The sequence below is a fragment of the Monashia sp. HAY1-5C genome, from assembly GCF_056755255.1.
Window position 1 is genome coordinate 15,539 of sequence record NZ_JBPGXG010000053.1, and the last position, 11,585, is coordinate 27,123.

Genomic DNA, 11,585 nt, shown 5'->3' on the forward strand with positions numbered 1-11,585 from the left:
GGCGTGGACGCCCGTGGGATCGGGGCGTCAGGCGGGGGTGACGACGAGCGCGACCTGGCCGCCGGCCACCCGGGTCACGACGAGCGTCGCCTCGGAGCCGCCCTTGCCGCGCCCCGTCATCTTCAGCTGCCGACGCAGCCGGTCCGCGTCGAGGGTGACGCCGCGCTTCTTGACGGTGACCCGGTCGAACCCCTGGTCGCGCAGCCACCGTGCGAGGTGCTTGGTCGACAGCGGCATCGCGGCGTCGACCCGGAAGCGGCGGGCCCACGGCACGTCGACCGCATGGTCGGCACCGACGTAGCCGACGCCCGTCGCGAGCTCCCGCCCGTCGGTCGCGGCGACGAGCGCACCGGTCAGGCCGGCGCGGATGACCGCCCGGTCGGGCTCGTAGAGCCAGGCTCCCACGCGCGACACCGAGGCGACGGGCTCGACGCCCGCCCCGGCCGCCGCGTCGGCCTCGGTGACGACGTGGGTCGACGTCGTGCTGCTCACCGACGCGGTCCGGCCCGGGTGCTGGACGAGCGGCCCCCACCACACGGCGCACTCGAGGACCTCGCCGTGCCAGGAGGTCCACTGGGCCTCGGCCCCGACGGGCAGGGCCCCGTGCGGGAACCCCGGCGACAGCTTCGCACCCGTGGCCGGGACCGCCTCGGCCACGGCGAGCACCTGCTGCCACGAGGGCGAGATGGCATCGAGGGAGAAGACCCGACGCGTCCGGCCGCGGACGTCCGCCACTCCGGTGACGCGTCGGGCCGGGTCGAGCCACACGCCGACCCGCGACGCGTCGGCCACCGTGGGCCTGCCGCCGGGGGAGCCGGGCAGGGCGACGTCCTCCGCGCGGCCGACCTCGACGCGCGCGGCGGGCCAGTGGCGGAGGTTGACCGCGGCGATCCGCGCGGTGGTCTCGTCGGCCTCGACCCCGCGGACCCGCAGGTCCAGGCTGGCGAACGCCATCGCGTCGGCGCCCAGCCCGCACCCGAGGTCCCAGACCTCCTCGAGGTCCGCCGCGACGTACCGGTGGGCGTGCCGGGCCGCGACGCCGAGGCGGGTGGACTGCTCCAGCCCGTCGGCGGTGAAGAGCATCCCCGCCGCGAAGTCGCCGAACTTCTCCGTGCCCCGGGCCCGCAGCCGTGACTGGTTGAGCGCCGCGGCGACGAGGTCGGCGTCGTAACCGGCCTCGCGGAGGCGGGTCTGCAGGTGCAAGGCGGAGGACTCGTCGTACGGCGGCAGCGACCGGAGCAGGGCCCAACCCTGGCCGGTCGCGAGGCGGTCGACCATCGCCGGGTCCATGCCGCCATCCTGCCAGCCGAGGACACGACACCCGAGTTCTGGCACTCGACTTGACCGAGTGCTAACGGCAAACCTAGATTTGCTCGTGCTGGCACTCTCGGCCTGAAAGTGCCAACGCCCTCCTCGAGGGAGGTCGACCCCCGCGACGGCGGCCAGCCTCGAAGAGCCCACAGTCCGCAAGTCAACTCCGACTGTCCCGAAGGGAAGGTCACCACCGTGTCGGTTTCCATCAAGCCGCTCGAGGACCGCATCGTCGTCAAGTCCCTCGAGGCCGAGCAGACCACCGCGTCCGGCCTCGTCATCCCCGACACCGCCAAGGAGAAGCCGCAGGAGGGCGAGGTCCTCGCCGTCGGCCCCGGCCGCTTCAACGACAACGGCACCGAGCGCGTCCCGCTCGACGTCAAGGTCGGCGACAAGGTCATCTACAGCAAGTACGGCGGCACCGAGGTCAAGTACGGCGGCGAGGAGTACCTCATCCTCTCCGCGCGCGACGTGCTCGCCGTCGTCGGCTGACCCGACACCCTCAGCCGTGACCGCACCCCGGTGAGCCCCGACCGGGGACTCCCGGGGTGCGTCCGGTTCCCGGCCCCACCAACGCCACCGCAACACCCGAGCCAGAAGGAACACCATGGCCAAGATGCTGGAGTTCGACGACTCCGCCCGTAAGTCCCTCGAGCGCGGCGTCGACGCGCTCGCCAACGCCGTCAAGGTGACGCTCGGCCCCAAGGGCCGCAACGTCGTCATCGACAAGAAGTGGGGCGCCCCCACCATCACCAACGACGGTGTGACGATCGCCCGCGAGGTCGAGCTCGAGGACGCGTACGAGAACCTCGGCGCGCAGCTCGCCAAGGAGGTCGCGACCAAGACCAACGACATCGCCGGTGACGGCACGACGACGGCGACCGTCCTCGCCCAGGCCATGGTCAAGGAGGGCCTGCGCAACGTCACCGCCGGTGCCGCACCGGCCGCCCTGAAGCGCGGTATGGACAAGGCCGTCAGCGCCGTCAACGACGAGCTGCTCAAGCACGCCCGCGACGTCGACGGCAAGGACGAGATCGCCTCCGTCGCGACCCTCTCGGCCCAGGACGCCACCCTCGGCGGCCTCATCGGCGAGGCCTTCGACAAGGTCGGCAAGGACGGCGTCATCACCGTCGAGGAGTCCTCGACGACCGCCACCGAACTCGAGTTCACCGAGGGCATGCAGTTCGACAAGGGCTACCTCTCGGCGTACTTCGTCACCGACGCCGAGCGCATGGAGACCGTCCTCGAGGACGCCTACGTCCTCATCAACCAGGGCAAGATCTCCGCGGTCGCCGAGGTGCTGCCCGTCCTCGAGAAGGTCGTGCAGTCCGGCAAGCCGCTGCTCATCATCGCCGAGGACGTCGAGGGCGAGGCCCTCTCGACGCTCGTCGTCAACAAGATCCGCGGCACGTTCAACGTCGCCGCCGTCAAGGCTCCCGGCTTCGGCGACCGCCGCAAGGCGATGCTCCAGGACATCGCCGTGCTCACCGGTGGCCAGGTCATCGCCCCCGAGGTCGGGCTCTCGCTCGACCAGGCCGACCTGACCGTCCTCGGCCAGGCCCGCCGCGTCGTCATCACCAAGGACGACACGACCATCATCGACGGTGCGGGCGAGGAGTCCGAGGTCGTCGGCCGCGTCAACCAGATCAAGGCCGAGATCGAGCGCACCGACTCCGACTGGGACCGCGAGAAGCTCCAGGAGCGCCTCGCCAAGCTCGCCGGTGGCGTCTGCGTCATCAAGGTCGGCGCGCACACCGAGGTCGAGCTCAAGGAGAAGAAGCACCGCATCGAGGACGCGATCTCCGCGACGCGTGCCGCGATCGAGGAGGGCATCGTCGCCGGTGGCGGCACCGCCCTCATCCACGCCTCGACCGTCATCGACGGGCTCGGCCTGTCCGGCGACGAGGCCACCGGTGCCGCGATCGTCAAGAAGGCGGTGCAGGAGCCGCTGCGCTGGATCGCCGAGAACGCCGGCCTGCAGGGCTACGTCGTCACCTCCAAGGTGGCCGAGATGGCGATCGGTCAGGGCCTCAACGCCGCGACCGGCGAGTACGGCGACCTCATCGGCGCCGGCGTCATCGACCCGGTCAAGGTGACGCGTTCCGCGCTGCGCAACGCCGCGTCGATCGCCTCGATGATCCTGACGACCGACACGCTCGTCGTCGAGAAGCCCGAGGAGGAGCCGGAGGGCGTCGGCGGCCACGGCCACGGCCACGGTCACTGACCTCACACGCACAGAGAGAGGGCCGCTCCCCTGGGGGAGCGGCCCTCTCCGCGTTCCGGTAGGTCCGGTGGTTCTGTGTGTCCGGTGGTCCTGCCGGCCCCGGCACGCCGCCTGTCGTGGGGGCGCGTCAGGACGCCGCCGGCACCGTGTCGTAGAGCAGCTCGCGCTCACCCTCGGTCAGCCCGCCCCAGACCCCGTAGGGCTCGCGCACCTCGAGGGCGTGCGAGCGGCAGGCCTCCACGACGGGGCAGCCCGCGCACACGGCCTTGGCCTCGGCGTCGCGGTTGCGCCGGCGCGGACCGCGCTCGCCCTCGGGGTGGAAGAACACGTCGGGGCTGACCCCGCGGCACGCTCCGTCGAGCTGCCAGTCCCAGAGGTCGGCAACCGGTCCCGGCAGGCGGGTGATCTCAGCCATGAACTCGTCTTTCGGGTCGGGCGGGTGGGGCCGCCGGGGTCCAACGGGCGGCCGGAGGTTTCCCCTTGCAGGGCCGCGCCATCGACGCTAACCGGGCCCGCGACCACGGTTAAAGAGCAGAATCTTCAAGACTTGTTCAAGACTTGCCAACCAGATGGCATGCTCGTCGGGGGACCTCCGCGGCCCCCGGGCGACGGCCTCTCGAGCGTCCCGGGCGCGGTCCGACCCACTACCATGAGGGCGCTCTGCAGGAGCGCGGACGGGCACGACGACGGCCTCGCGGCCACGACACACGACCATCGGGGGAACGAGGTGCAATGGGTCCGGGACGCTCCCCGTCGGCGCGCGTAACGCCGAGCGGCGTCGACGCGATGGACCGGGTGGACGCACGGCCCCTCCGTGACCTCGCGGCGCTCTCCGGCCGCGACCCCCGCGCCCACGAGCTGCTGCTGGCCCGGGTGCGGGAGCTGGCCCTGAAGTACGCCCGTGTCCGCCTCGGCCGGTTCGGTGCCGAGGACACCGCACAGGACGTCGCCCAGGAGGTGTGCATGGCTGTCATGACGGCCCTGCCGACCTACGAGGAGCGCGGCCTGCCGTTCGAGGCGTTCGTCTACACGATCACCTCGCGCAAGCTGGCCGACGCGCAGCGTGCCGCGATGCGCGGTCCGGCGCCGGTGCCGGAGGTGCCGGACGGCCCCGACGAGGGGCCGACGCCCGAGTCGGTCGCCGTGATGCGCGACCAGGCCGCCGTCGCGATGGAGCTCATGCAGCGGCTGCCGGCCCAGCAGCGCGAGATCCTCATCCTCCGGGTCGCCGTCGGGCTCTCGGCGGACGAGACCGCGGCCGCCCTGGGGATGTCCGCCGGCGCCGTCCGCGTCGCCCAGCACCGGGCGCTCGGCAAGCTGCGCACCCTCGTCGCCGAGGCCGAGGCGGGTGACGTGGCATGACCGACCTGTACCCGATCGACGACCTCGTCGCCGACGACCTGCTCCTCGACCGCATCGGCGCGCGCGGTGCCGACCCCAGCGAGCCCGTGGCCGTCCTGCTCGGTGCCCTCGCGGCGCACGCCGACACCGCGCTGCCCGGGCGCACGGCGCACCGAGGCCGACGCACCCGGCACCGCTACCTCGGCGCCTTCGCCGCGCTCGCCATCGCCGCGTCCGGCGCGGGTGTCGCGGCAGCGGTCTCGCTGCCGGATCGCGGCCCGAGCCACGCCGACCACGTCCGGGTCCTGCAGGAGATGGACGACAGCGCGCGCAGCTCCGCGCCGAGCGGCCTGTTCTCGAGGCTCGGTCTGCCGCAGACGGCCGGCACGACCGCGGCCCGCAACCTCGTCCTGGTCCGGCGGGCGGACGGTGCCATCGTCCTGCTCCCGCCCGCTCAGGCCGCGGCGATCGAGGCAGCCGGGGTCCCGGGCGCTCCCGGTGCGGCCTCGCGCCGCACCGGCAACCCGGGTGACGCGGGCCGGGCCGATGCCGCGGGCGGCGCCCAGGGCGGCGCCGGTGCCGGTGGTACGAGCGGCGCCGGCGTCGGCCAGCCGGGTGCCCCGGACGGCCAGGGCGACACCGCCGAGGACGAGAGCCAGGACCCGGCCCAGACCTCGACCGGCGAGGCCACGAAGGCCACGAAGACCACGAAGGCCCCCAAGGGCAAGCCGGGGTCCAAGGGCGGTGCCACGGGGACGCCGACCCCCGCGACGTCGCCGACCCCGCCGTCCCCGCTGGCCCAGCCGCTGAGCGGCCCGGCACCGAGCGGAACGAGCGGGTCGAGCGGGTCGAGCGGAACGAGCGCAGGCGGCACCGGTGGTGCGGCGCGCCCCTCGGCCGTGCCGACGGCGCCCGTCCCGCCGGCCACGCCCCTCACCGGCCGCCCGAGCCCGACCGGTCGCGGCACGGGCTCCGGGTCCGGCACGGACGCCTCGGCCGCAGCGGTGGCCGGCGCCGGCGAGGCGCTGGCCCTCGTCGACGAGACGGTGACCGCGCTCCGCGACCTGCTCGGAGCCGACGCGGCCCCCGCGGCGCCGGCTCTCTGACCGCCGGCGAGCCCCCCGCTCGGGGTGGGGTGGGACGCGTCGTCGCGTCAGGCGAGGTGTCCGGGAGGGCGTACGGAGGGCGACCGGGAGACGGCCGGGAGACGGCCGGGAGACGGCCGGGAGGGCGTCCGGAGGGGCCTGTCGCAGCCTTTAGACTTGGCCAATGAGTCTCGGATCGTCTGATGTGCCGGCCCCGTTCGCCCAGATGGGCCTGACCTACGACGACGTGCTCCTGCTGCCGGGGTACAGCGACCTCGCCCCCACCGACATCGACACGACGACGCGCCTGACGCGCGAGCTGTCCATCCGCACGCCCCTCATCTCCGCCGCGATGGACACCGTCACCGAGTCGCGGATGGCCATCGCCATGGCACGCCAGGGCGGCATCGGCGTCCTGCACCGCAACCTCTCGATCCAGGACCAGGCCTACCAGGTCGACCTCGTCAAGCGGACCCAGACCGGCATGATCGCCAACCCGGTCACCATCGGCCCGGACCGCACCCTCGAGGAGCTCGACCAGATCTGCGGCGAGTACCGCATCTCGGGCCTGCCCGTCGTCGACGGCGACAAGAAGCTCATCGGCATGGTCACCAACCGCGACCTGCGCTTCACGCCCGTCGCCGAGTGGGCCACCACGCGGGTGCGGGACGTCATGACCCCGATGCCGCTCATCACCGGCCACGAGGGCATCAGCCGCGACGACGCCACGGCCCTGCTGCGCCAGCACAAGCGCGAGCGGCTGCCGATCGTCGACGCCGAGGGCCACCTCGCCGGCCTCATCACCGTCAAGGACTTCGTCAAGAGCGAGCAGTTCCCCGACGCCAGCAAGGACGACGCCGGCCGGCTCATGGTCGGCGCGGCCATCGGCTACTTCGGCGACGCGTGGGAGCGCGCGACGACGCTCATCGAGGCCGGCGTGGACGTCCTCGTCGCCGACACTGCGCACGGCCACGTGCGGATGCTCCTCGAGATGGTCGAGCGGCTCAAGTCCGACCCGGCCACGCGCCACGTCCAGGTCATCGGCGGCAACGTCGCCACCACCGACGGGGCCCAGGCGTTCGTCGACGCCGGAGCCGACGCCGTCAAGGTGGGTGTCGGCCCCGGCTCGATCTGCACGACCCGCATCGTCACCGGTGTCGGCGCGCCGCAGGTCACCGCCGTGCATGCCGCCGCCCAGGCCTGCAAGCCCGCGGGCGTACCCGTCATCGCCGACGGTGGCCTCCAGTTCTCCGGCGACATCGCCAAGGCCATCGTCGCCGGCGCCGACTCGGTCATGATCGGGTCGCTCCTCGCCGGCTGCGAGGAGAGCCCGGGCGAGCTGATCTTCGTCAACGGCAAGCAGTTCAAGAGCTACCGGGGCATGGGGTCGCTCGGCGCGATGAGCAGCCGCGGCAAGAAGTCCTTCTCCAAGGACCGCTACTTCCAGGCCGAGGTCGAGTCCGACGACAAGATCGTGCCCGAGGGCATCGAGGGACGCGTCGCCTACCGCGGGCCGCTGTCGGCCGTCGCGCACCAGATGGTCGGCGGCCTGCGCCAGTCGATGTTCTACGTCGGCGCGCGCACCGTCCCCGAGCTGCAGGACAAGGGTCGCTTCGTGCGCATCACCTCCGCCTCGCTCAAGGAGAGCCACCCCCACGACATCCAGGGCATCGTCGAGGCGCCGAACTACTCGACGAGCGGCTGACGGTCCGCAGCCACCTCGGACCCTGCCTCGCGCCCGCGAACGGGCGTCCGGGAGGGCCGTGCGGGGTCGGTAGGATCGGCCGGTGACCGAGATCGAGATTGGCCGAGGCAAGCGCGGACGCCGCGCGTACTCCTTCGACGACATCGCGGTCGTGCCCTCGCGGCGCACCCGTGACCCCGAGGAGGTCTCGGTCGCCTGGCAGATCGACGCCTACCACTTCGACATCCCGGTCATGGCCGCGCCGATGGACTCGGTCGTCTCGCCCGAGACGGCCATCGCGCTCGGCAAGCTCGGCGCCCTGCCGGTCCTCGACCTCGAGGGGCTGTGGACCCGCTACGAGGACCCGACGGCCCAGCTGCGCGAGATCGCGGCGATCGAGCCGGAGGCGGCGACGAGCCGGATGCAGGAGATGTACGCCGAGCCGATCAAGCCCGAGCTCATCACCGAGCGGTTGCGCCAGCTGCGCGAGGCCGGTGTCACCGTCGCGGGGGCCCTGTCGCCGCAGCGCACGCAGCAGCACTGGAAGACCGTCGTCGACGCCGGCGTCGACCTGTTCGTCATCCGCGGCACGACGGTGTCCGCGGAGCACGTGTCGGGGCGCGCCGAGCCGCTCAACCTCAAGCGCTTCATCTACGAGCTCGACGTGCCGGTCATCGTCGGCGGGGCCGCGTCGTACACCGCGGCCCTGCACCTCATGCGCACCGGCGCGGCCGGCGTCCTCGTCGGTTTCGGCGGCGGCGCGGCGCACACGACCCGCACGGCCCTGGGCATCCACGCACCGATGGCCTCGGCCGTCGCCGACGTCGCGGCCGCCCGCCGCGACTACCTCGACGAGTCCGGTGGCCGGTACGTCCACGTCATCGCCGACGGCGGCGTCGGGACCTCCGGTGACATCGTCAAGGCGATCGCGTGCGGCGCGGACGCCGTCATGCTCGGCGCGGCCCTCGCCCGCGCCACCGACGCCCCGGGTGGTGGCTACCACTGGGGACCCGAGGCCCACCACGCCGAGCTGCCGCGCGGGGAGCGCATCGAGCTCGGCAGGCAGGCCTCCCTCGAGGAGATCCTCTTCGGCCCCGGCCGCCGGGCCGACGGGACGACGAACATCGTCGGTGCCCTGCGGCGCGCCATGGCCACCACCGGCTACTCCGACGTCAAGGAGTTCCAGCGCGTCGAGGTCGTCGTCTCGCCGTACCTCGGCAACTGACCGACATCCCGACGTCCCGGGTCCCGACGTCCTCGGTCCCGATGCACCCCAGCCGGCTGACCGCGTCACGGCTGCGGCACCCGCCCGCGGCGGTGCGCGTCGTCGTCCGCGCGCATACGCCCCTTTGATGGGTGTGCGATGGGTACGGCATGGGTGCCGGGTGGGCGTCAGACGCATCGGTGGTTAGGATCGGTCGATCGCGTTCCGCCAGGGGGTGGCCAGGAACGCTTCGTGCGGTCCTGCCTGCCGCACCCTCCGCCGACGACGACAGCAGCGCAGGATGCCCTCCTGCGCGGGAAGGCCCGTTGACCCATGACCGACCCCACCCCCGAGACGACGCCGAGCTCCACCACGTCCCCCACCTCGGGTGCGCCGGGCAGGCCACTGTTCAGCATCGTCACCGCGGTGTACGACGTGTCGCGGTACCTGCCGGAGTTCTTCGCCTCGATCGAGGCGCAGACCTTCGACCTGTCCCGCCTGCAGGTCGTCCTCGTCGACGACGGGTCCACCGACGACAGCCTCGAGGTGGCCCGCGCCTGGGCCGAACGGGTGTCGTTCGAGGTCGTCGTGCTGACCCAGGAGAACGCCGGCCAGGCCGCGGCGCGCAACGCCGGCCTCGAGGTGGCGACGGGCGAGTGGGTGACGTTCACCGACCCGGACGACACCGTCAACCCGGCGTACCTGTCCTCGATGGCGACCTTCGCCACGCAGCACCCTGACGTCCAGTTCCTGTCCAGCAACGTCGTCCTGCGGATGGAGGCCACGGGCGAGGAGCGCAAGCACCCACGCTGGCGGATGTACGGCAGCAACCTGCTCGTCGACCTCGACGTGGCCACCTCGTTCATCCCGGGCAGCTCGACCACGTCGGCGATGCGTCGCGACGTCATCGGCGACCTGCGGTTCAACCCGGGACTGCGTCCGAACTTCGAGGACGGCGACTTCGCGGTCCGCTACCTGCTGCGCGCGCCGAACCGGCGCACCGGCTTCCTCGCCTCGGCGAAGTACTTCTACCGCAAGCGGGCGGACCAGTCCTCGACGTTGCAGACGGGCATCTCTGCGCTCGGCCGGTATGCCACCGTCCCGCGGGACGGGTACCTGGCGCTGCTGCGCGAGGCCACCGAGCAGTTCGGCCGCGCCCCGATGTGGGTCCAGCACGTCGTCCTCTACGAGCTGTCGTGGTACTTCTCGGCCGAGGACGCCATGGGCGCGTCGGCCGCTGCCATCGAGGGTGAGCTCGCGGCGTCGTTCCGCGAGGTCCTTGCGCGGATCGCCCAGCTCCTCGACGCCGACGTCGTCGACTCCTTCGACATCCGCAAGCTGCAGCCGCACTGGCGTGACATCCTCCTGCACGGCCTCGGCACCGAGCCGTGGCACACCCCGTACGTCGTCACCGACCGGTACGACCGGGTCAAGCGCCAGGTGCGCGTCCGGTACCGCTACGTCGGCGAGCCGCCGACCGAAGAGGTCTACACGCGCGGGTCCGTCGCGACCCCGCGCCACGCCAAGCTGCGCGCCATCGAGTTCTTCGGCGACACGCTCATGTGGGAGCGGGTGCTCTGGGTCGACGCCCGCGGCACCCTCGAGGTCCGTCTCGACGGGAAGCGTGTCGAGCTGTACGGCGACTGGCCGGGGCAGCGAACGCGCGCCCTCGGCGCCAAGGCCATCGCCCGTCGCTTCCGTCCCGTGCCCAAGCGGCGCAAGGAGGTGCTCGCGCAGCTCAAGGTCGACCCGGTGCGGCTCCTGGCGGCGCGGCCGCAGGTGCGCAAGGTCTTCGGGGACGCGTGGGTGCTCATGGACCGGATCCACGACGCGAACGACTCGGGCGAGATCCTGTTCCGGTACCTGCGCGATCACCGCCCGGAGATCAGCGCCTGGTTCGTCGTGGAGAAGGACACGGCGGACTGGAAGCGCCTCAGGGCCGACGGGTACGGCAGCAGGCTGGTCGCGCACGGGTCGCTGCGGTGGAAGCTGCTCATGATCAACGCCGCCCACCTTGTCTCCTCGCACATCGACAAGCCGGTGCAGGAGCCGCCGGCCGTCATGCGGCACGTGCCGATGCCGCGCTGGCGCTTCACGTTCCTGCAGCACGGCGTCATCAAGGACGACCTGTCGCGTTGGCTCAACCCCAAGCGCATCGACGTGTTCGTGACGTCGACGCCGGGGGAGTACGAGTCCATCGCGGGCGAGGGGTCGCCGTACGTGTTCACCGACAAGGAGACGGTGCTGACCGGGCTGCCGCGTTTCGACCGGCTGCACGAGAAGGCGCAGCAGTTCACCGGTGAGGGCTGTGACCTGATCCTCGTGGCGCCGACGTGGCGCAACTGGCTGGTGCCGCCGCTGAAGCCGGGCAGCCAGCGTCGGGTCATCGACGCGCGGTTCTTCCAGACCGAGTACGCGCAGGCGTGGACGGCGTTCCTGACCAGCCCCGAGCTGGCCGAGCTGGCGCAGCGGACCGGTCGGCGCGTGGCGTTCCTGCCGCACCCGAACATCCAGCCGGTGCTGGCGAAGATGGACCTGCCGGGGCACGTGCTGCCGCTGTCGTTCGAGGGTGCCGACGTGCAGGAGTACTTCGCGCGGGCGGCGGTGCTGGTGACGGACTACTCGTCGATGGCGTTCAACACCGCGTACATGGACCGGCCGGTGGTGTACTTCCAGTTCGACGAGGCGCGGGTCATGGCCTGTCTCTTATACACATCTGACGCTGCCGACGACGGA

General features: G+C 72.4%; 9 protein-coding genes. 7 read left to right on the top strand and 2 right to left on the bottom strand.

The genetic code is table 11. From position 1 onward, the window contains the following. Positions 1 to 27 precede the first annotated feature (27 nt). Entirely contained in the window at positions 28 to 1,290 is a 1,263-nt protein-coding gene (locus tag ACR9ZK_RS10180) for a THUMP-like domain-containing protein (protein WP_481341784.1), read from the bottom strand. Positions 1,291 to 1,506: 216 nt separating this feature from the next. Between ACR9ZK_RS10180 and groES the strand changes: the two genes are divergently transcribed. Next, a complete protein-coding gene (gene groES / locus ACR9ZK_RS10185; protein ID WP_481341785.1) occupies positions 1,507 to 1,803 on the top strand; it encodes a co-chaperone GroES in 297 nt (98 codons plus the stop codon). Between the two features lie 115 nt (positions 1,804 to 1,918). Next, the gene (groL, locus tag ACR9ZK_RS10190) at positions 1,919 to 3,535 is read left to right on the top strand and encodes a chaperonin GroEL (RefSeq protein WP_481341786.1); all 1,617 of its coding nucleotides are present in this window, start codon (positions 1,919 to 1,921) and stop codon (positions 3,533 to 3,535) included. Positions 3,536 to 3,662: 127 nt separating this feature from the next. Here groL and ACR9ZK_RS10195 read toward each other — a convergent pair whose 3' ends face one another. Next, positions 3,663 to 3,950: a WhiB family transcriptional regulator gene (locus tag ACR9ZK_RS10195; RefSeq protein ID WP_481341787.1), complete on the bottom strand. Its 288-nt coding sequence runs from the start codon at positions 3,948 to 3,950 to the stop codon at positions 3,663 to 3,665. 317 nt (positions 3,951 to 4,267) lie between these two features. Between ACR9ZK_RS10195 and ACR9ZK_RS10200 the strand changes: the two genes are divergently transcribed. The 5 genes from ACR9ZK_RS10200 to ACR9ZK_RS10220 all read left to right on the top strand — a co-directional run. Beyond that, complete coding sequence (locus tag ACR9ZK_RS10200; protein WP_481341788.1) at positions 4,268 to 4,897, top strand: sigma-70 family RNA polymerase sigma factor; 630 nt, start codon at positions 4,268 to 4,270, stop codon at positions 4,895 to 4,897. Then, complete coding sequence (locus ACR9ZK_RS10205) at positions 4,894 to 5,982, top strand: hypothetical protein (protein WP_481341789.1); 1,089 nt, start codon at positions 4,894 to 4,896, stop codon at positions 5,980 to 5,982. The genes ACR9ZK_RS10200 and ACR9ZK_RS10205 overlap by 4 nt, the downstream gene beginning before the upstream one ends. Positions 5,983 to 6,145: 163 nt before the next feature. Beyond that, on the top strand, positions 6,146 to 7,666 hold the full coding sequence (gene guaB, locus ACR9ZK_RS10210; RefSeq protein WP_481341790.1) for an IMP dehydrogenase: 1,521 nt from the start codon (positions 6,146 to 6,148) through the stop codon (positions 7,664 to 7,666). A gap of 82 nt (positions 7,667 to 7,748) precedes the next feature. Next, entirely contained in the window at positions 7,749 to 8,870 is a 1,122-nt protein-coding gene (locus tag ACR9ZK_RS10215; RefSeq protein WP_481341791.1) for a GuaB3 family IMP dehydrogenase-related protein, read from the top strand. Positions 8,871 to 9,182: 312 nt separating this feature from the next. Then, positions 9,183 to 11,585: bifunctional glycosyltransferase/CDP-glycerol:glycerophosphate glycerophosphotransferase (locus ACR9ZK_RS10220; protein ID WP_481341792.1), on the top strand; the 2,403-nt coding region annotated here is incomplete at its 3' end.